Raw genomic sequence first — 18,660 nt, forward strand, 5'->3', positions numbered from 1 at the left:
ACCATTTACCATGATTCACCTCCCGCCACGGGAGTCGTTGCTGCTTGACAACAAGATTGAGATGTCCTTTCTGTCGTTTCTGATGAGTGTGCCGTGTAGGTCCGACAGGGATTGCAGTGCCGCGGGGTCAGAACAGGGTGTCTTGGGCGTTCTGGGCGGCGATGTCGGTGCGTCGTTCGTATTCGGCGGCGAGGGTCTGTGCGGCCGCACCTGAGCAACCCATTTCGATGCCGATCTGGTCCCAGCTCGCCCCGTCGCTGCGCATCTGCCAGGCGTCTCGTTCATCGTCGTCGGTGTTCACAGCTGTCCTCCCCTGATCGCGGTCAGTCGTTCGGTTGCAGCCCGGAGTTGGCGGCCGTGAGCGCACATGTGCTCGTAGAGGTCGCGTTCCGGGAGTTGTTCGGCGGCTTCGGTCATCGCTCGTGCTGCGAGGTGGAATGCGCGGCGGTATGCCTGGGTGATCACGGAGTCGACGTAGTGTTCGACGTTGGCGGTCGCACCGAGTGTGGTGATGTCCGCCAACGCGGTGGTGAGTTGCTTCCCCTTGTGGCCTGCGGTCATTCCTTCCTTCCCCAGTGCGATCGCGAGTTGCGCTGCGTCATGGGGCTTTCCAGCGTTGACGAGTTCGGTGATCTTCTCGTACAACGAGGCATAGACGGGCCGGTCGAAGTCGCTCGCGGTCACAGTGCCGGCCACTCGGCGGGCTTCGGCAGGTTGTGCCCACAGCAGGGCGCACAGCAGTTGCGCTTCGACGTCCAGACGTGGGTCGTAGTCCATGTCATCGCTCGAGATGTTGTCGTGCGGGTCCAGCGTCAGGGTGGTCATCGTGGGGTGCTCCTGTCGGCGTTCGGGGGTGGTCTCGCTCATCAGGCCGCGTCCAGCGCCTTGATGCGATCTGGCCTGAACCCACCCCAGTGTTCTTCTCCTGCAACGACAACGGGTGCTTGGAGGTAGCCAAGTCCCATCACGTAGTCCCGCGCTTCTGCGTCTTCGGTGATGTCGATGATCGCGTAGTCGATACCGGCCTTGTCGAGGGCACGGTAGGTGGCGTTGCACTGAACACACGCGGGCTTGCTGTACACGGTGACGGCCATGATGAGTTGTCCTCCCCTATCCCCCACGCCTGACGGTCAGGCGGTGGCTTTGTCCTTGCTGAGCTGCGATACGCGCGACGGGGTGATGCCGAGCATGACGCCGACTTCCCGTACCGAGAGTCCTCGATCTCGGAGCTTGTGGACGATTGCCCTCGATCGACGTGAGGCTTCATCGACTGCTCGCTGCGCGGCGGCGTTGAGCTGTTTTGCATCGGCGATTTCCCGTAGTGCTGCTGGGTCTCCGAAGTCGTAGTCGAGGGTTACTTCGAACTGGCCTGCCGGAATGTCGGTGAGCAATTCCCCTGCGTCTGCGACCATCGCCGGGATTTGGTCGAGTCGCTTGGCTTGGGTGAACAGTCCGTCGACCTCGGGTACATCGACCGACCACCAGTCGCCTGATCGGACTGCGTGTGCTGTGACCTTCATTTCTTGCCCTTTCCCTGACGTGGCTCGGTCATTCCGAGCTGCTTGCGGATTGCCTTGGCGGTCAACTCGGGAATTTCCGAGTGCCGGGCAACGACGGTGCGTCGTCCTCCGATCACCACTTTGGTGTGGTTTCCGCCTTCGGTCTCATCGATGTCGAGTCCCGCGTCCTTCGCGAATGCTCGTATCTCTTTGAGAAGTTCCGTTCGCTTCGTCATAAGAATAAGTGTACCCCCCTACACAATACAAGTAAATGGGGGTACACAACTTTATTCGTCCAGTTCAGCGACCTGTTCGGGCAACTTGCCGCCACGGATGATTTCCTCGACCGGAGTCAGCGTGTGCCCTTGTTCCTCGAGGAACGCGAGGTAGCTGTCGCTGTTCTTCGGCTTCGATCGCCAGGCATCCTTTTCCAACCGGGATTCCTGAGCTCCGAGAACCAACGCCAGGGTGAGAACCTGGGCGCGGCCTGCGCTGGATTTGGCGACCTGATCGCTCACGTACCCGGAGACGTACGAGTCCTTGGTGCCGAACAATTCCTTGTACACGGCGTTGGCCCGGTATTCGGTCAACAGGTGCATGTCGGCGGCGAGGGTGGTCGCGACGTACGCGGCTGCCTCTTTCGGTGGCGTCTTGGCGGCAAACAGCTTGCGCAGGAACTCGCGTCGGACAACGGTCGCGGCCTCGGCTTTGACGTTGAGAACTCGCACCATCTTGCGCTCTCGGCGGTCCTTCTCCGCCCTCTCCAGCTCAGTGCGCCTCGCCTCGGCCAACTTCTCGAGACGCTGACGTTCTGCCTCGCCTTCGGGATCGAGCGCCCCGCCGGTCAGTTCGTCTGGCCCGCTACCGGCTCGCACCGCTGCCATCACTGGTGAGAGCTGCAATCCGGCTGCTTCCGGGTCGTTGCACAGGTACTCAGTACTCCAGGTGGTTTCGACTCGGACAGTGTTGAAGTGCCGATAGTCCTCGTCCGCCTCGGCGTCCGTGTTCTCGCGGGTGTACCAATCGACGTCGTCCTCGTCGACCGGCTCACCGGTTTCCTTGTCGCGAACGTATTCAGTCTGCGAGAGCACCACCGACCAGTGGGCCGCGTTTGCTTCCACGTCCTCGATCGTCACCGCGCTACCGTCGGGCATTCTCACATCACCCATGGTCAGCACCGTTCCGTAACCGGGATGCTGGGCTAGGGCAGTGAATCCTTTGTCCTGGTATGGCTTTGCCGCCACCTCGAATGCTGCCCGTTCGATCCGCTCTGCCCGCAGTTCCTCCGCAACCGCCCTGAACTCGTACCAGTGGCAGTCGAGCAGTTGCTGCTCCGCGTCCTCGTCACCGGCGAACTCGGCCAGGATTGCGGCCTGTTCGAAGTCGAGCTGTTCCCCGTCGACGGCGTTGCGGGCGGCGGCGGACTTGCCGATCTTCCCCGCGTGCTCGACCCACATCTTGTCTTCGCGGACCTTCTTGGAGACCTTGGTGACCGACAACCCCAAGTCGAGCAGTTCGGCAGCGGCTGCGGCCCGCTGACCAGGCGTCAAGGCCAACCGCTGGTCGTTGGCCTCCATCTGCGCGGTGATCCGTTCGATGTTGCGTTCAGGCTCGTCGGACGTGGTGTCAGTGCGCACGATGACCGGAATCGAGGTGATGCCGGCCTCCCTCGCCGCGAGAGTGCGTCGCTGGCCGTCACGGACCACGATCTGTCCGTCTGCGAGCTGCACGGCGCTGATCGCTTCCAGGACACCGTGCTCACTGATCGACTCCACGAAATCCGGTGTGGCGGACAAGTCGACCAAATCTCGGACGTTCGCGCCGATGTCGAGCGCATTCGGGTCCAGTCGGACGAAGAACTCACCTTCGACGTCTACTACTCGGGGTCCGGTGTGAATTGCGGTCATGGCGTTCTCTCTCTTAGGATTCGGAACCAAGACACCGGGCAGATAGTCGCTGCCCGGTGTCTTGCTGTTCCGGGGTATGTCAGTGGTCAGGCTGCTGCGGCCTGGACTTCGGCAGCGTTCGGATGCTTCGCTTCGCACTGGTCCGTCTCAATATGGTGCGAGAGCAGGGCTGCAGCGTTGTCGTAGTCGCTGAGCGCCTGGAGCAAGGCAACGAACACGTCCACCTCACTGCAGGCACAGTGCTCTGCGATCGCTTCGGTGAACTCCCCGTCTGCGCGGAACAGCCCACCCAGTGCGTCGGACGCTTCGCAAATAGCGTGCAGGTCAAACACTTTGACCACCTTTCTATTGTCGGTTTCTTCGCCTGCCAGTTCGGCGCGGGCGACATCCGGGCTACTGGCGATGACGCCGTTGACGATGAAATCGTGTGTGCTGTGCATGTTTTCCTCTTTCTCGGTTGGTTCGACATTCGGTGATCAGGAAAAGCGTCGTTACTCCCAGTTGACGCACCGTGCGGCGCTGTCGTGCATCCGAGGGCAGGAGTAGTCACCGCACCCGCAGGCCAGTCCGGCGTAGTGGATGGTCGCGGCGTCGTAGTCTTTGCCTTGTTCGAAGTCGTAACCGTTCACTGACTTGACCTTCCGTTGGTGTCCGGACCCCTCGGTGGCCCCTGACAATTTTTTTTCCGTTCTGACATGGAGCTCCGGATCGGCGGTATGAGGGCACGGCGCAATGCTTGGGCCGCAAAGTTTTTCAGCGAAGCGTCTTTGAAAAAGTTTTCGGAGCCGGAGGCCGGCGAAGCCGCCAGGGGTTGCGCCGGGACCGCCGTCGATCAGGATCGGAAGGACAGAAAGGAAAAAGGATCTTTTCGCTTCTACAGAGCGGAGCGCAGCGGAGCATCCTCTTGGGGGACACCGCAGGTGGCCGGGCCGCCGGGCAGGCGGATGCAGTAGGTGATCCGACCGACCGGGTTGAGTGCCAGGCATTTACTCATTTGGAGCTGAAAGTAGCAAGCGGACCGTTTCCGCATCCGCACTTAGGGACGATCAGCCTTGTTTCGCCTAGTCATAACGTATGAATGCCCAGATTGCGAGGGTTTCGCGCTACTGTCGACGTGACCGACATCATGTTGTCGCAAATTTTCGGTTATCACGTTTTGCGCTACCGTCAGTTACATCAAGTTGGTTGCGGCCGATGCAGCCTTCGCGTCACAGGAGGTTTTCATGTCCCGTTCACGTATGGCTGTAGCTGCGCTGTTGGTCCCGGTCGCGGCCGGTGCTGTGGCCCTCCTCGGGGCGGGTGCCGCTTCTGCCGCTACGCCGTATTCCGGAGACGGTTATGTCGGTGTTCGGTTTGATCAGAACGAGACGCGTTTCATCGCCGACACCAACACCGCTGATTTCCTCGACGGAATCCCCAACGAATACTGGGGCGTGTACCTCGGACAGGGTTCGATCTACAAGACTCCCGATAACGTCGTTCACGCCAGCATTGGTCAACTGGTGGACGAGACCGCCAACCACCAAGGTCAGGTCTCGTTCAGCGTGAACAACCCCGCGATCTGGCGCAGCACCGTCGACATCGTCCAGGAGTGGTGACATAGGTCGAGTTCGTACGCGTGAGGCCGGTGAGCGCATTGCTCACCGGCCCTTTTTGTCAGTTTCAGAAGACGACTGCATTTTTCAGAAGACCACTGCACGTTAGCTGGAAGCACATCACTATGTCCTTCCCGATCCGGCGCACCGCCACGAGCGAAGGACACTCCCGACGAAAGCACTTGTCCACGAGTCGGATGCTAGGTGGTGGGTTGAGGTCAGACCGCTGCCTCGGGTCTCGGAAACAGTCGTGAGAGAACATCGGCGAGGGTGATGATTCCGGTGGTTGTTCCTTCGTCGGTGACGACAGCGAGGTGGTTGCGGCTTTCGCGCATCGAGGCCAGGGCGAGGTGGACGGGCGTATCGGAGGCGAGGGTGAAGGCCGGTCGCATGATGTCTTCGGCGCGGGTGTGGTCGGGTTGGACCAGGGTGTCGCGGACATGCACAATTCCGAGGGGAATACCGTTGTCGCGAATGAGGATTCGTAGGTGTCCTGAGTGTTTCGAGACTGCTCGCACCTGGCCCATTGTCGCGGATGTGGTGACGGAGGTCGGTTCCTTGTCGCTTCGTAGGAGATCGCGGACGGTCAGGGTCTGCATGTCGAGGGCGCCAGAAAGTTGCGCTGAGTATCCGGCGTCGAGGGCTCCGACGTTGGTGGAGTGTTCGACCAGGTGCCGCAAGGCGGCGGGGTCCTGACCACTGCCGACGTGATCGACCGGGTTCACCCCGACTTTGACCAGAAGCCAGTTGGCCATCGAGTTCAGCCATTGCAGTAGTGGCTGTGTGAGCCACATGAAGCCGCGCATCGGGATCGCGAGCAGGGTTGCTGATTTTTCGGGGTGGGCGATTGCCCACGATTTCGGGGCCATTTCACCGACGACCAGATGCAGGAACGTCACGATGATCAGTGCGAGAACGAACCCGGCGACGTCCGCGATCCACAGCGGCATGCCCCAGCTCGAGAAGGCGGGGGTGAGCCAGTGGTGGACGGCGGGTTTGGTGATCGCGCCGAGCGCGAGGGTGCAGACGGTGATGCCGAGTTGTGAGCCGGCGAGCAGGACGGTCAGTTCGGAGGCGCTGCGCAGTGCGGCTCGGGCGGAGCGGCTGTTGGGGGCGGCGTCTTCGAGGCGGTGCCGTTTGGCGGAGATGAGGGCGAACTCGACGGCGACGAAGAAGGCGCTCAGTGCGATGAGGGCGACGGTGATGGCGATGATGATCCAGGGATTGCTCATCGGTTCTCCTCCGCGGTGGCGGCGTCATCGACAGATGTGGTGTCGAGGCGTAGTCGTAGTGACGCGGGGACGTGCCGCTCGACGGTCAGGACATCGATGACCAGTTGATGGCGGGGTCGTGTTCGTCGGTGATCTCGCCGACGAGTTCTTCGGCGAGATCCTCGACGGTGATGACGCCGGCGAATCCGCCGTATTCGTCGATGACGCAGGCGAGTTGGTTTTTGCTGTCGGTGAGTTCGGATAGAGCCTTCGGCAGGGGAAGTGTGGTCGGGAGGATCAGTGCGGGGCGGGTGAGTGCGCGCACGGTCAGATCAGTGGTCGGTGTCAGGTCGAGAACATCCTGGAGGTGGATGACGCCGACGATGTCCTCGGAATCCGCTCCCACGACGGGATATCGGGAGTGCCCTCGCCCCATGAGGGTGAGGATGTGGTCGAGGGAGTCGTCGGCGCGGACGGTGTCGACATGGGTGCGTGGGATCATCGCGTGTTCGACCGGTCGGGTCGGGAAGTCGAGAATGCGATCGAGCATCGTCGACAATTCGGCGGGCAGAGTTCCGGTTTCGCGGGATTCGGCGACGATGTGTTCGAGGTCGCGGGCGGAGGCGGAGTGTTCGACGTCGTGCACCGGCTCGATCTTGAGGACGCGGAGCAGCAGGTTCGACGACTGGTCGAAGATCCAGATCAGCCAGCCGAACAGTTTCAGATAGAGGGTGGTCGAGCGGGCCAGCCACCGGGCTACCGGCTCGGGGCGTGCGATGGCCAGGTTCTTCGGGAACAACTCACCGAAGAGCATCTGGACCAGGGTGGAGAACAGCAACGCCAAGACAGCGCCGATCCCGAGCCCGACGGCGGTGGGAATACCGATGCCACCGAAGATCGTTCCCAGCGATTGACCGATGAGAGGTTCGGCGACGTAGCCGACGAGCAGACCGGTGACCGTGATGCCCAGTTGGGCCCCGGAAAGCATGAATGAGGTGCGGCGAGTGACCGCCAGAGCCCGCTGCGCACCCGAATCACCCGTCTGGGCGAGTGAATTGAGCCGGGATCGGTCCACGGCCATGTAGGCGAACTCTTGGGCGACGAAGTAGCCGGTGACCGCGGTGATCAACAGAACGACCAGCACGCCGAGGAGCAGTGTCAGGGCGATCGTCATGAGCCGGACACCTCTCCATCACATGCGGTGACGTAGTGGGGTGTGTCCGGCCTGGGTCTGTGACTGTCCATGGGTCTCTCTGTCGATGCGGAAGATACTTCGTCCTTTAATTTACGTTTACCTTGTCGGGAAAGTTCCCACCGGCATGCGGATTCCCCAAAAAATCGTCCGCGACGACCGGAGCGACGCACGTGATCTCGGCAACGCGGATAGCCGACACCCTCACCAGCCGTCTCGCCGGGGTTGTCAACGGTGCAGCGTGAGGTCAAGGTGCTACATCAGATTGACCACATGCACGATAGAGAGTGGAACCGCCGGTATCGGCAATCCCACGCTGATCGACGCTGCACGAGCACCTACCTCCCGTAGCAGGATTAGGTGAAAAACCAGTAGTCCGACTCCGCCGATTACCGCAGCGGCGACCAGGACTGCGGGGGCAAACCCGATGACGCACAGTGCGCCGATCGCGGTAACGGCGATCCATCGTCACCGGAGATTGCCGGATTCGATACCGGGGCCGACAAGCATCTCATTCCTTCCTCCGCCGAGACCGGCTATGGCAGCAATCGGCCACCGGTCACACGCGTTGTCCCGCGCTCGCTGATCGAGACCCGGCACTTGCCTGGGCCCGGGTATGAGGGTGGGTGACCCGGATGCCCGAGATGCGGCGGCCGTCGAGGGCGCTGACGGTAAGTCGGTGCCCTTCGAAGACGATGGTATCGCCGAGTTGAGGGACACGCTGGAGTCGGTGCAGCACAAAACCTGCCACGGTGTCGTACGGACCTGCAGGCAGCATGATCCCGGTGGCGGACTCGAAATCGTCGACGAGAAGCAGACCGTCGACCCGTTGACGCCTCGGGATCGGTAATACATCAGGGACGGGGGGATCGTCGTACTCGTCCCTGATTTCGCCGACGATCTCCTCGACGATGTCTTCGAGGGTGACGATCCCCGCCGTACCCCCGTACTCGTCGACGACAATAGCGATCTGAAGATTCTCTCGGCGCATCTCCGTCAGGGCAGCCAACGCAGGTTTACAGCTCGGCAAGTGCAGAACGGGCCGACACACATCGGCGAGAGTGGCAACTGTGTGCTCGTCGGCGAGAAGTAGATCGCGGAGGTGCACAAACCCGACGATGTCGTCATACGAAGTGTTGGCGACCGGATAACGGCTGTGCCCCCACTGCAATGCCTGTTGCCTTGCCAGCGGCAACGCGGTGTCAGCGGACAGGAAATCGATATCGGTCCGGGGCCTCATCACCTCGACCAATGATCGATGGCCGGCATCGAAAACTTCGGACAGGATCCGCCGCTCGTCCTCGGCGATCGCGTTGTGACTGATGAGCAGATCACGCAACTCTTCATGAGTAATAACTTCTCCCTTGGCTTTCGGGTCGCCGCCCACCAGACGCACCAACACGTCGGTCGAGACGGACAGAAACCAGATCACAGGCCGCATCACTGTCGCAAACCGATCCAACGCCGACGCAGTCAGCAATGACACTCCGGTGGCACGTTGCAGTGCAATACGTTTGGGAAACAGCTCACCCAAGATCAGTGACAGATACGAAATCACCAGGGTGGTGCCGACCAGAGCGGTGATCGACGATGCCGCAGGCGGCAGCCCCCATGATTCGAGAGTTGGAGTTACAGCAGGTGCGATCGTGGAAGCGCCATATGCTGCAGAGAGAAAACCGGCGACCGTCACACCGATTTGCACCGCGGAGAGGAACCGATTTGGATTACGCGCCAGCGCCGCCGTCCGAGCGCTACGCCCGCCGCGCTGCTCCAACCGTCGAATCTGGCCTTCGCGCAATGACACCAGAGCGATCTCGGTGGCGGCGAACACGCCGCCGATCAGAACGAAAACCAATACCAGTGCACTGTTGACGACAATCTCGTTCATCGTGGCCGCCTACATTGAGGCGGCCCGGGTTTGTCGCTGGTGTCCATATCCCTTCCTCCTCGGAGGAGTCGACTGAAGTCGAGTCGAGATGCTCCAGTTTAGCAAAATCCGGGCGTCGCCCCGATATCGAGAAGCACGACCAGCATCGACAAACTTCAACGATGTGTTCACAAAGGTCCGTCGATGAGTTCGAGCAGCTCCGCAAGGAGTCGGTCGGCTCGGTCCTCGATCTCGTCAAGGGCCGAGGTGACACTGCCGAGGGTGTCGTGAGCGTGTTTGCGGGCTGCGATTCCGTGTTCGTAGTAGTCGTCGCCGAGCGGCTCGACATCAGCCGCTTGCATTGTGGGACTCTCACTTTCGGGGTTTTTCCGTACGGGTGGACGGATGTGTCGCGGTGCTTGACCGGTCAGGTGCGCGGCGGTGATGTCGGCTACCGCGCGAGCGGTGAGCGGCGTGGCGGTCAGTGGGGTGTGGCCCCATCGGTCGATCGGGGTCAGGAGTGGCCGCTGATCGGCCGGGTCGATGCGTCCGTCGTGGCCGGCGAGTTCGCTACCGTCGCCGGTATCCATGCACGTCGCGAGCATGTGGGTGCTGAAATACCGGTCCGAGAATCCGAGAACTTCCATCCACCGCCGATGCACCTGCACCGGGGATACCCCGGCTGCTACGAGCCCCAGCGGGGTCGCCGCTCGCGCACGGTCGATCGTGTCGACATGCAGGGCATCGGTGACAGGATCGGCGGTGACGTCGCAGATGCGTAGCACCGTGATCTGCGTGTACGTCAGACCGGTAGCAGCGAGGGTGAGGATCATGGCATCGCGGCGGGCGAACAACCCTGCCGGCCAACCCGTTTCAGGAAGCCTCGAGATCACCTCACCGGCGCGGGCGGCGAGATCACCCCGGCGTGCCCTGCGTGTCTCGTCGAGGGCTGCGCGGATGTCTTCGCTGCGCCCGGGCGCTGGGAAGCCGTGGCGGTGGTGGACTGTGTCGATGACGGAGATACGTCGCCGCTGCGTTGCCGTACCCGCGAGGTGGGCGGAGAGGAACCTGGCCAGCAGTTCCGAGGATGCCGGCAACGACAATTGGTCGTGGGCAGCGCACCAATCCGCGAACAACCTCCAGGTGTGCCGATCCCGCGCCGGGAGCTGCGAATCCGGAGGTTGGGGTGTGAGATGGGCAGCGCTGGTGATGTTGTCGGTGTTGTCGACGGTGCTCGACTCGGCAATGATGTCCTCGCCTGCATCGACGTGGGTGGTCACAGGCCGAGATCGTTGACCGCGTTGCCGATCAAGGGTGCGTTCTCACGCGCGTACACCTCGACCATGGCGGGGGTGGTGTGCCCGGTCTGGCGCATGATGGCGTGGGCGTCGGCGCCGTTGCGGAAGGCTTGGGTGACGAAACCCGCCCGCAGCGAATGCCCACCCAACTGTGTGACCACGGCGGGGTCGTAGCCGGCTGCGGTGGCGCGGCGGCGGATCGCGGCATGGACCGCTGCCCCGGACAACGGGGTGTCGGAGAGGTTGCCGTTTTTGCGGATCGACCGGAACAACGGCGCCCGAACGCTCGCCCCGGGAAGGTTGCCGCGGCACACATGTCCGTCGAATGGACCGGTTTTCGTCAGTGTTCGGATGACCCCGACACGGCCGCCGGTGTCGAATGCTGCTACGACCTGCGCCCACCGTGCCCATGCGCAGGGCGGGCAGTGTTCGTGGCGGGTGGTGAACGGCAGAGCCCGTACCGTGCCTGTGCCGTCCTGATCGGTTTTCGAGCGCCGCAGCCGAACATGAACGCCGTCGAGGCGGTCGAGTGTGACGTCCCCGCACTGTAGTTCGACGAGTTCACTGCGGCGGAACGCCCCGGTGTAGCCGATCAGGATCAGGGCGCTGTCGCGGCGTTCGAGAACCTCGTCCGCCCAACCTGCGACAGAATCTCGGGCGGCGGCGGTGATGGTGGTGATGTCGGCGGTCAGCAACGGTGCCCGCGGATTGCGGGGCCGATCACCGGCGGCGGCGTAGTCGCGGCGGATCCCGGCGAGGGTGCCGCGCACGATCTCGTGCGAGGTCGGGGACTCGTGGCCGGTGCGTCGGTGGCGGTCGGCGATCGCGGCGACCCACTTGGCGAACGTCGGCGGGGCGTAAGCGCGGGTCCCAGTGGTGGTGAGGGTGTCGGCGGCCGCGACGAGATACGCGGCGACGGTCACCGGATGCGCCGGCAATGAACCGTGACGGTTGGCGGTGCACCAGCGCTCGAACCGTCGCCACGCTGACTCGTACGCCCGCCGAGTCCCATCGGAGCGAGCCGATTCCATCGATCGCCCGATCCGGGCGGCGACATCGTCGGGCAGATCCGGGAACACCGCCGCAGTGCCCACGGCAGTGGGGGCAGACGTGCGGTGGCGGCCGGGGAGCTGCGCATTCCTCATAACCGGAACAGTAGCGATGCCCCCTGACATGTCTGCTTGACGAAATGTTTCCGTGGGCAGCGATTCTCGAGACAAGATCGGACCAATGCTCGGGTGTCGGTATCTTTCAGAGTCCGTGTTGCTTCGACGGATCGCGTGTAAGCTCGGCCTCTTCGTCTCCGGACGGAGTAAGCGGGAGCGATGACCGATGTCAGAACACAAGCAGATGGTGCCCCCGGACTATCACCGATGCCTTGAAACCGTCTTCTCCTCACCTGCCGCGTGCCGCGAGTTACTGGAAAGACTGGCCAAGACAACCGATGTCGAGATCCAGTCACAGTGGTCACCCTGGAGAGGTCAGCAGCCGCCGCCGTACGGACCGGATGTGAAGAAACAGGTCCCGGCAGAAGTTCAGCTGCTGATGTTGGAATCGACGTACGCCGGCTACCTCGCGTCTCAGCAGAGGCTATGGCGTGAGCTGTACGACGTCATGGGCATTCGACCGATGCAGGAGAGCACCGTCGAACTCATCTGGAGTGTGCGCATGACGATCGACCGACTCAAAAACCGCATCGAGAAGCTCGAACGGGCAGAGGCTGCGCCAGATCACGACAACTCCGGTACGTGAGAACGCCTACCTGCGTTTATCGACCTTCGGGAACCGGCTACCAATTCGACCCGACCAAAACCCTCTGGCCGGCGTACCTCGTCGGGAAACGCGTCCGTAGCCCCCGGTTCTTGTCTCGAATGCAAACAAGTGCGCTGAACTGCGCTTTTGGTAGAGACGGTGCGGGAATGACATTTCTCGTCGGTCACCGCACATCAATCGTGGGTGACACGCAGAGCTGCCCGCCGAGCGTCTGTTTCGGCGCGGTCATCGTGTTATCGATCGTGGTTGCCGATGTCGATGCCCAGCTCGTTGAACGTGTCGTCGATTCTGCGAATCTGCTGGTCGGTGCGGGCTCCGAGCAAGATGAATGCGTGCAAGGATCGGGCGGTGTCGGCATTCTCGCGGGCTGCGGCAACAACGGTGTCGATCAGCGCGGGCAACTTTTTCCACGCACTGGATGCGGTGTCGGTGTGCGCCGTCGGCACTGGTGCCGAAGGTGGGAAGGGTGGTCCGGCGAAGACTGCATCAGCCGGGTAGGGGCTGAGTAGATCGCCGTGTGTTCCGTACGCGGTGATCGTCCCGTCTTCTACGAGGGTGATCGCGGCAGCGGCTCCGGCGAGGATCCGACTCTGATCAGCCCGATTCAGGTATTCGAACGGGCGCGTGAGGGCACGCGGTGGCCGGTCATCGACGCATTCCCAGATCAGCCGAAGATCGCGGGCATATGTGCCGGCTTTGCTGAGCGGGATGCAGATCTCGTCGATCAGTGTGCGCAGCATCCGGAACCACAGACCCGCGTGCACACGAGCTCGGGGCAACGCCGCGCTGCCTTCTGCCAGGGCAGCGGTGGTGCGGCGATCGAGGGCGGTGACCGTACTGTGCACCGGGGTGGGGCGCAGGTCCTCACCGAGAGGGCAGACACTTCTGTCCCAGAACACGACCTGACCAGGTACGACATGACAGGGTTCGAGTCGGCAGCGATGCTCGGGGCAGCTCGCCACCAGCGCCAGCTGCCACATCAATTTCACATCGACGACCGTGTCCGCGTCGCCGGCACCGATACAGACCGGGCATACCCGGTCGTTGGGGGTGTCGGTGACCCACGGCAGCCATCCCGGTTCGGTCGGAGCGCGGCGGGAGCGATCACCCTTCGAAAGATGCGGTGGGATCAGGACCGAGAGTTGATGGACGTAGGTGTCGAAGTCGCATCGCGCGGGGTCGGTGCTGTCGAGCAGCCACGGAACCCAGCCCGACAGGCTCATCTGCTGTAGCTGATCGAGCGCAACGGTGCTGCGGGCAGCGAGCATTCGGGCCGCGGCATCGGGGATGTCTCGATCGAGATCCGACGCCGCGATATCGGGGTGGAGTTCGCTCACGAGCTGGGCGATGTTGCTGATCCCGTAGAGGTTTCCGATTCGGCGAAGCCAGGAGGTCAGTGCTTCACCGGCATGAGGCTGGGGGTGCAGGGGCCATCGCTGCACTTCCTCGACCCCGTTGCTCATGCCAGGTCGCGTTCGAACTGTCGGCGCCGCCCACTAGGGCCGGTGTAGTCGGTGATCGTCAAAACGTGGTGGGTGATCGCTTCTTCGCCGGTCTCGATCGCGGCGACCGCGGCAGCAGTGAGGAGCATGGACAGCTCCCCGATGGTGCCTTCGCTGTCGCTACGGGCCAGGAGATATCCGGCCATCTCCTCCGACGTCAGGTGTGAGGGCTTGCGCAACGGAAAGCTGGCCGTGAAGCTCGCGAGCAACGAACGGGTGTCGGAATTGTTGCCCCACACCGGAAGAATCGTCGGATGGAATCTGTTCTCGAGTTGCGCGTCGGCTCTGATTGCCAGATAGGCCTCGCGGGTCCCGACACCCACTAGTGGGATTCGTAGTTCGTTGCCGAGGTAGCGCAGCAGGTTCAAGAATTCGCGGCGAACACCGTCGCGGCCGGCCAGGAGGTTGTGCAGTTCGTCGATCACCAGCATCTGCACACCGGTGCGCAGCAACGTCAGTGCCAGTTGCTCGAGCTCGTGGACTCTTCGGTGCGGCCGCAGTGGTGCCCCCAACTCCGCCAACAATGCCACGTAGAAGCGGCTGACCGACGGCTCCGAAGGCATCTGCACACACAACACCGGGATCTGCTCGCGGTCGGGGACGCTGACCGGCGGGTGAGCGCGGCGGAACTTCTCGATGATCATCGACTTGCCGTTGTTCGTCGGACCGACGAGCAGCATGTTCGGCATTCGCCCTCGATCGGGCCACGCGAGCAGAACCTCGAGCTGTTCGATCACCGCCAGGGCATGGGGATAGCCGATCCAGCGGTCGGCCCGAACATGCCGAATACGCTGCGCCGCAGGGAGCATCGCCAGTGGTTGTGCCGCGTGATGCAGATGGGTCAGATCATCGTCTGCCGGCCCGGTCATGAAGTCACCACTGTTCGATGTCGTCGAACGCCGCGACGACATCACTGGGAGCGGTGGGATCGTCCGGCGGCGGAGTGCTCATCGCCCCAGGTGATGTTGTTGCCGGGACGGGTAGGTGTTGGCGGCGGGCGCGGTTACGCCGCGCGGTGCGGGTCGCCTTCTTCGCCCCGGTCGTGATCTCACGCATCTGCTCGATCATCGAGAACAACGCACTCTCGTCGATCTGTGTGCGGCCCCGCTCACGCAACCGGGCGGTTGCTGCGCGGTGCTCCCACAACGTGACCGCCGGATGCGAGAGCGTCCGGTACGGCACTTCGACATACCCCGCACCGGTGTCGGGTTCGAGGACCCAGATTCGGCTGATGTCGCGGGGATCACGCCGAATGACGAATGTACCCAACTGCTCTCGGCGACTGATCCACGGTTTGAGCGTGTTCGAGAAGTACTGGACATGATCGATGGTGAATCCGGTGCGGGTCAATCTCCGGCGGATCACCGGAAGGAAGTCGACGACGAACGCAGTCTCGTTCACCACCACCTGCGGAGGGTTTCCGAGTGAGGTGACGCTGTCGGACCATTTCGCTGCCGGGCTCTGACCGAGGCTCGAATGCAGGCTCGCGTGGTACGAGGATGTCGAAATAACCAGCCATCGCTCCAGTTCGGTCAGGGTCAGCACCGCTGCGGCCTGCGAATCGTAGCTGCCCCGAGCACCGGGATCGGAGAACGTGGTGCCGGGTAGTTCATGCACGCGCAGCATCGCGGTTCCGATGATGCGCTCGACGATGCCGCCGTAATGCGGGCGACCCGGTGGGCGGTATCCGAGATCGATGCCGTGCTGCTCGCAGCCCCGACGTAGTGCCTCACCTTTGAACTCCGCTGCGTTGTCGAGATAGAGCCGGCGCGGTTTTCCTGCCATCGGCCACTGCACCTGCCCGGCCAACCCCATCGCCTCCAGCCAGCTGTTCTTGTCGCAGCTCACCCGCCCCAGGCACAACCCGACCGACACCGCGGACGGCGGTTCGAGCGTCACCACGAAACCGAGGACGCATCGGCTGAATACGTCGATCGCGATGGTCAGATACGGGCGGCCGATCGGTTCGCGGTCGTGCTCGTCGACGATCATCAGATCCACCACGGTGTGATCGATCTGCACCTGCTCGAGGACCGCCTCCACCGGCGGAGGGACACCGCCGGCGCTTTGGCGCGGCCGCGCAGCATCCTGACCCCCACGCAACCTGGCTACAGTTCCGGGATGCATCGCTGCGATCCGCGTTGCCACCGTATTGCGCGCCGGCACCCGTAATCCTGATCGATGACAGGCCAACGCAATTCGGCGGTGGATCGCTGCGACACTGAGTTTCTGCCGCTTCAAGAACTCCTTCGCGAGATGATCGGCGATCACGGCCTCCACCTCGGCACTGACCCGGCCCTGGCCGCGGCCACCCGAAGGCGGTGCGATCAGCAGATCGGTGACAGTCCCTGATCCGCAGCGAATCCGATCGATCAGGCTGTATACCTGCCGGCGTGAGAGTTGTAACCGATCGGCTGCCTCGTCGGCAGCCGTGAAACCGACAGTGTCCACCCCTGCCAACGGCGCCAAGACCGCGAACCTCGACCGGGCCAGCTCCCACTGCTCATCCGACGCTGTCAGTACGCCGCTCTCGACGATGCTGATTCTCTCCGCATCCACCACACGCCTCCGCAGCATGGCCTCGAGCGCAGCTGCCGAGTGCACTGCACTTCTGAACACAGAATGTCAGAAGACAACTGCACGCAAGGCCGAAATCGCAGGACACGGTGCAGTCGATTTCTGAAAATGAGAATCGCCCGGGGTCTGTTCGTGTCCGAGAAACGATCAGTAGTGAAACGTCCCATCCGAAGCCAATCAAGATAGTTTGGCACAGATGGGCCATATTTGTATTTGTGGCCTAAGGTGGGACGAATGAAGGACGAAGAGGCTCGGCAGAACGCACAAGCCACACTGGCTGCCCACGCAATCGCTCGACTCGAAGCGGAGGCCTGGACCGCAGTCCGCGACCACATCGCGGTCAGTGCGACAGATGCGTGCCGAGACGACCTCGGAATGTCGCTCCGCCAAACCTCGCGGGAGCTTGGGATCTCGCGCACTACTTTGGCCCGGACGCTATGGAAGGGGCACAGCGATGTCCCGCAAACACCTGGTGAGATCGCCGATCTCAAAACCAAATACCTCGACGGAGTGTGGATCAAGGTCGGATTACACCGATCGGCATCACCCGACGCGCAGTACGAGGCGGGTCTGATCGACGAGTTCGAGCGCGATGCGCTTCTCGAAGGCTCTCGCCGGGCACGGATTCCGATTGCGGAGCAAATTCGAGACGTCGTCCGCAGATTTCCCGGAATCGATAGCCTGGATCTCCCTCAAATGATCGTGATGGCCCGGATGAAGGGGACCGTCCCGGACCTGCGCCACCACGCAGAGGAAGCAGAATGCTTGGTCGATGGCGCTCGACGGTGGTGGCCCGCGAAATCTCTCGGCCGCCTACAACGTGGCGACGAAATACCCCGTTTTATAGGCGATTTCGAGCTTGACGGTCAATACGTCTGGATCCAAGTGGAAACTGTGACCCATGACGAAAAGTCGTTTGGCGAATTCGTAGATGTGGCATTCACTCCGACAAACGAGGGTCAGGTACCTGCATGGACCGGTATGCCGCACTACGAGATGCATCCGGTGCGGATCTGGCGATGACACCTCGCCCTCATTTGCCAGGGGCGCTCCGCCATCTCGTTCGGCACGCAGTCGAGCAGTCGATCTGAGACCTACAACCCGGTTGTGTCGAGACTGTTCGCCGCGTTTCAGTTCGGCCTCATGAAGTTCCACGTCCGTCCAATCCGAATACGGGACAACGCCTTTGCTTCAGCACGATGCTGCATAGGGGGCAATGCCGTCTCGGCTTTGCGCGTGCAACCAGCCGATCTTGCCGAGTCCTCGAAAAGCCAGGTCGTATGCGCTGGCATCAGGTTGGGCCTCAATGTAATGCTCGATGTATTCGACGGCGGCAACCGCAAGCTTCTTACGTTCAGGAATGGTGGGTTTGCGGCGGACCATGACGCGACTCTAATACGGCAATCAGCTACATCGCCGTCACGTGGTGGCTGTCGTGGGGTCACCACGGTGATTCTGCCGGCACCGCACTCATCTCTCTGCCCGATCAGCTTCGGGCTCTCGGGGTGCGTGTGCGTTGAGCGAGGCATCGGAGTGCCAGAATGTTTCGATGCACGCTTTCATCGACGAATCCGGACGCAAAGGGTCGTTCATGATGTGCGCCGCTACCGTCACCAACGGTGATGTCGCCTCCTTGAAAAGCGAGCTGAATCGGATTCGCCCGAAAGGCAGCTCCCGCATCCACATGAAGAACGTCGGCAAGGACGCCGGCCGCATCGTCAAAGCGGTCGCTGAGCTCGAGGCCCACTCGTACTTGTTCGTGGTGAAGAAGAAATGCGCCACACGCGTCGCTCGCGACATGGCCCTGACCGGTACGTTCACCCGGCTACAGGAGTTGGGAACCACTCGCGCTGTCATCGAATCCTGCTCCCAGGACTCCGAGGACCGGCGGGTGATCCGGAGCGTGCTGGGAGGTTCCCCGACGATGGAGTACATCCACGAACCTGCGGGCTCGGGCAATCCGTTGCTGTGGATTCCGGACGTGCACGCTTGGGCATGGGGACGTGGGGGAACGTTCAAGAGCGACATCTCACACCGCATCACGGTGGAGTACCTCTAACGACGAGATCCCGGTCTCGTTACCGAGGCCGGGATCATCAGTCGTGGTGGGCGCGCAAGGCTGGAAACCATCGTTCAGGGCTGCCTGCAGGGGTACTTACGCCCCGGAGACCTCCTACGCGAACCGCTTCCCTCAGCTAATGCTTCGGGCAACAACATTGTTGCAGACCTCGACCAACGA

General features: G+C 62.4%; 20 protein-coding genes and 1 pseudogene. 4 read left to right on the forward strand and 17 right to left on the reverse strand.

From position 1 onward, the window contains the following. Positions 1 to 127: 127 nt before the first annotated feature. The 8 genes from ACKAMS_RS26425 to ACKAMS_RS26460 form a co-directional block, all read right to left on the reverse strand. Entirely contained in the window at positions 128 to 301 is a 174-nt protein-coding gene (locus ACKAMS_RS26425) for a hypothetical protein (protein ID WP_202427427.1), read from the reverse strand. Further along, positions 298 to 867, reverse strand: a complete 570-nt coding sequence (locus ACKAMS_RS26430; protein WP_161121804.1) for a DnaB-like helicase N-terminal domain-containing protein — start codon at positions 865 to 867, stop codon at positions 298 to 300. Before ACKAMS_RS26430 ends, ACKAMS_RS26425 begins: the two co-directional genes overlap by 4 nt. Continuing rightward, complete coding sequence (gene nrdH, locus ACKAMS_RS26435; RefSeq protein ID WP_161121805.1) at positions 867 to 1,094, reverse strand: glutaredoxin family protein; 228 nt, start codon at positions 1,092 to 1,094, stop codon at positions 867 to 869. The genes ACKAMS_RS26430 and nrdH overlap by 1 nt, the downstream gene beginning before the upstream one ends. 36 nt (positions 1,095 to 1,130) lie before the next feature. Continuing rightward, entirely contained in the window at positions 1,131 to 1,520 is a 390-nt protein-coding gene (locus ACKAMS_RS26440; RefSeq protein ID WP_161121806.1) for a sigma factor-like helix-turn-helix DNA-binding protein, read from the reverse strand. Then, positions 1,517 to 1,735, reverse strand: a complete 219-nt coding sequence (locus tag ACKAMS_RS26445; RefSeq protein ID WP_161121807.1) for a toxin HicA — start codon at positions 1,733 to 1,735, stop codon at positions 1,517 to 1,519. Before ACKAMS_RS26445 ends, ACKAMS_RS26440 begins: the two co-directional genes overlap by 4 nt. Positions 1,736 to 1,786: 51 nt before the next feature. Continuing rightward, positions 1,787 to 3,406 (reverse strand): ParB N-terminal domain-containing protein, encoded by a 1,620-nt coding sequence (locus tag ACKAMS_RS26450; RefSeq protein WP_161121808.1) that lies wholly within the window; start codon positions 3,404 to 3,406, stop codon positions 1,787 to 1,789. A gap of 86 nt (positions 3,407 to 3,492) precedes the next feature. Further along, positions 3,493 to 3,846: a hypothetical protein gene (locus ACKAMS_RS26455; RefSeq protein WP_161121809.1), complete on the reverse strand. Its 354-nt coding sequence runs from the start codon at positions 3,844 to 3,846 to the stop codon at positions 3,493 to 3,495. A gap of 51 nt (positions 3,847 to 3,897) precedes the next feature. Next, positions 3,898 to 4,035 (reverse strand): hypothetical protein, encoded by a 138-nt coding sequence (locus tag ACKAMS_RS26460; protein ID WP_321188116.1) that lies wholly within the window; start codon positions 4,033 to 4,035, stop codon positions 3,898 to 3,900. A 594-nt stretch (positions 4,036 to 4,629) separates the two neighbouring features. Between ACKAMS_RS26460 and ACKAMS_RS26465 the strand changes: the two genes are divergently transcribed. Continuing rightward, positions 4,630 to 5,004 (forward strand): hypothetical protein, encoded by a 375-nt coding sequence (locus ACKAMS_RS26465; RefSeq protein ID WP_161121810.1) that lies wholly within the window; start codon positions 4,630 to 4,632, stop codon positions 5,002 to 5,004. Between the two features lie 215 nt (positions 5,005 to 5,219). Here ACKAMS_RS26465 and ACKAMS_RS26470 read toward each other — a convergent pair whose 3' ends face one another. From ACKAMS_RS26470 to ACKAMS_RS26490, 5 genes and pseudogenes are all read right to left on the reverse strand, one after another. Beyond that, on the reverse strand, positions 5,220 to 6,233 hold the full coding sequence (locus ACKAMS_RS26470; protein ID WP_161121850.1) for a hemolysin family protein: 1,014 nt from the start codon (positions 6,231 to 6,233) through the stop codon (positions 5,220 to 5,222). A gap of 112 nt (positions 6,234 to 6,345) precedes the next feature. Continuing rightward, a pseudogene (locus tag ACKAMS_RS26475) lies at positions 6,346 to 7,386 on the reverse strand (hemolysin family protein); the annotation flags it as partial. A gap of 577 nt (positions 7,387 to 7,963) precedes the next feature. Beyond that, complete coding sequence (locus ACKAMS_RS26480) at positions 7,964 to 9,292, reverse strand: hemolysin family protein (protein ID WP_161121852.1); 1,329 nt, start codon at positions 9,290 to 9,292, stop codon at positions 7,964 to 7,966. A gap of 167 nt (positions 9,293 to 9,459) precedes the next feature. Beyond that, positions 9,460 to 10,551 carry a recombinase gene (locus ACKAMS_RS26485; protein WP_321188122.1) on the reverse strand — a complete coding sequence of 364 codons (1,092 nt, stop codon included), beginning with the start codon at positions 10,549 to 10,551 and terminating at the stop codon, positions 9,460 to 9,462. Continuing rightward, positions 10,548 to 11,714 (reverse strand): site-specific integrase, encoded by a 1,167-nt coding sequence (locus tag ACKAMS_RS26490; protein WP_161121853.1) that lies wholly within the window; start codon positions 11,712 to 11,714, stop codon positions 10,548 to 10,550. Before ACKAMS_RS26490 ends, ACKAMS_RS26485 begins: the two co-directional genes overlap by 4 nt. Before the next feature lie 187 nt (positions 11,715 to 11,901). Between ACKAMS_RS26490 and ACKAMS_RS26495 the strand changes: the two genes are divergently transcribed. Beyond that, the gene (locus ACKAMS_RS26495; protein WP_161121854.1) at positions 11,902 to 12,321 is read left to right on the forward strand and encodes a hypothetical protein; all 420 of its coding nucleotides are present in this window, start codon (positions 11,902 to 11,904) and stop codon (positions 12,319 to 12,321) included. 254 nt (positions 12,322 to 12,575) lie between these two features. Here the strand turns inward: ACKAMS_RS26495 and ACKAMS_RS26500 are convergent, their stop codons facing one another. The 3 genes from ACKAMS_RS26500 to ACKAMS_RS26510 are packed head-to-tail and all read right to left on the reverse strand — an operon-like array spanning position 12,576 to position 16,421. After that, complete coding sequence (locus ACKAMS_RS26500; RefSeq protein ID WP_161121855.1) at positions 12,576 to 13,805, reverse strand: TniQ family protein; 1,230 nt, start codon at positions 13,803 to 13,805, stop codon at positions 12,576 to 12,578. Next, on the reverse strand, positions 13,802 to 14,713 hold the full coding sequence (locus tag ACKAMS_RS26505; protein ID WP_408989805.1) for a TniB family NTP-binding protein: 912 nt from the start codon (positions 14,711 to 14,713) through the stop codon (positions 13,802 to 13,804). The genes ACKAMS_RS26500 and ACKAMS_RS26505 overlap by 4 nt, the downstream gene beginning before the upstream one ends. A 4-nt stretch (positions 14,714 to 14,717) precedes the next feature. Continuing rightward, a complete protein-coding gene (locus tag ACKAMS_RS26510) occupies positions 14,718 to 16,421 on the reverse strand; it encodes a Mu transposase C-terminal domain-containing protein (protein WP_161121858.1) in 1,704 nt (567 codons plus the stop codon). Positions 16,422 to 16,655: 234 nt separating this feature from the next. Between ACKAMS_RS26510 and ACKAMS_RS26515 the strand changes: the two genes are divergently transcribed. Beyond that, the gene (locus tag ACKAMS_RS26515; RefSeq protein WP_161121884.1) at positions 16,656 to 17,444 is read left to right on the forward strand and encodes a hypothetical protein; all 789 of its coding nucleotides are present in this window, start codon (positions 16,656 to 16,658) and stop codon (positions 17,442 to 17,444) included. A gap of 168 nt (positions 17,445 to 17,612) precedes the next feature. Here the strand turns inward: ACKAMS_RS26515 and ACKAMS_RS26520 are convergent, their stop codons facing one another. Beyond that, entirely contained in the window at positions 17,613 to 17,804 is a 192-nt protein-coding gene (locus ACKAMS_RS26520) for a hypothetical protein (RefSeq protein WP_161121885.1), read from the reverse strand. Positions 17,805 to 17,970: 166 nt separating this feature from the next. Here ACKAMS_RS26520 and ACKAMS_RS26525 point away from each other — a divergent pair, with 166 nt between their 5' ends. Next, positions 17,971 to 18,480 carry a hypothetical protein gene (locus ACKAMS_RS26525; protein ID WP_161121704.1) on the forward strand — a complete coding sequence of 170 codons (510 nt, stop codon included), beginning with the start codon at positions 17,971 to 17,973 and terminating at the stop codon, positions 18,478 to 18,480. Positions 18,481 to 18,660 lie beyond the last annotated feature (180 nt).

The sequence above is a fragment of the Rhodococcus sp. 5A-K4 genome (assembly GCF_046097995.1).
GTDB classification, from domain to species: Bacteria; Actinomycetota; Actinomycetes; order Mycobacteriales; family Mycobacteriaceae; genus Rhodococcus_F; species Rhodococcus_F erythropolis.

Bases quoted from the DNA above. Each gene is read 5' to 3' on its own strand.
- ACKAMS_RS26430 (WP_161121804.1), bottom strand. From the start codon at position 867: ATGAGCGAGACCACCCCCGAACGCCGACAGGAGCACCCCACGATGACC.
- nrdH (WP_161121805.1), bottom strand. From the start codon at position 1,094: ATGGCCGTCACCGTGTACAGCAAGCCCGCGTGTGTTCAGTGCAACGCC.
- ACKAMS_RS26440 (WP_161121806.1), bottom strand. From the start codon at position 1,520: ATGAAGGTCACAGCACACGCAGTCCGATCAGGCGACTGGTGGTCGGTC.
- ACKAMS_RS26445 (WP_161121807.1), bottom strand. From the start codon at position 1,735: ATGACGAAGCGAACGGAACTTCTCAAAGAGATACGAGCATTCGCGAAG.
- ACKAMS_RS26450 (WP_161121808.1), bottom strand. From the start codon at position 3,406: ATGACCGCAATTCACACCGGACCCCGAGTAGTAGACGTCGAAGGTGAG.
- ACKAMS_RS26455 (WP_161121809.1), bottom strand. From the start codon at position 3,846: ATGCACAGCACACACGATTTCATCGTCAACGGCGTCATCGCCAGTAGC.
- ACKAMS_RS26465 (WP_161121810.1), top strand. From the start codon at position 4,630: ATGTCCCGTTCACGTATGGCTGTAGCTGCGCTGTTGGTCCCGGTCGCG.
- ACKAMS_RS26470 (WP_161121850.1), bottom strand. From the start codon at position 6,233: ATGAGCAATCCCTGGATCATCATCGCCATCACCGTCGCCCTCATCGCA.
- ACKAMS_RS26480 (WP_161121852.1), bottom strand. From the start codon at position 9,292: ATGAACGAGATTGTCGTCAACAGTGCACTGGTATTGGTTTTCGTTCTG.
- ACKAMS_RS26490 (WP_161121853.1), bottom strand. From the start codon at position 11,714: ATGAGGAATGCGCAGCTCCCCGGCCGCCACCGCACGTCTGCCCCCACT.
- ACKAMS_RS26495 (WP_161121854.1), top strand. From the start codon at position 11,902: ATGTCAGAACACAAGCAGATGGTGCCCCCGGACTATCACCGATGCCTT.
- ACKAMS_RS26500 (WP_161121855.1), bottom strand. From the start codon at position 13,805: ATGAGCAACGGGGTCGAGGAAGTGCAGCGATGGCCCCTGCACCCCCAG.
- ACKAMS_RS26505 (WP_408989805.1), bottom strand. From the start codon at position 14,713: ATGACCGGGCCGGCAGACGATGATCTGACCCATCTGCATCACGCGGCA.
- ACKAMS_RS26510 (WP_161121858.1), bottom strand. From the start codon at position 16,421: ATGCTGCGGAGGCGTGTGGTGGATGCGGAGAGAATCAGCATCGTCGAG.
- ACKAMS_RS26515 (WP_161121884.1), top strand. From the start codon at position 16,656: ATGAAGGACGAAGAGGCTCGGCAGAACGCACAAGCCACACTGGCTGCC.
- ACKAMS_RS26520 (WP_161121885.1), bottom strand. From the start codon at position 17,804: ATGGTCCGCCGCAAACCCACCATTCCTGAACGTAAGAAGCTTGCGGTT.
- ACKAMS_RS26525 (WP_161121704.1), top strand. From the start codon at position 17,971: ATGCACGCTTTCATCGACGAATCCGGACGCAAAGGGTCGTTCATGATG.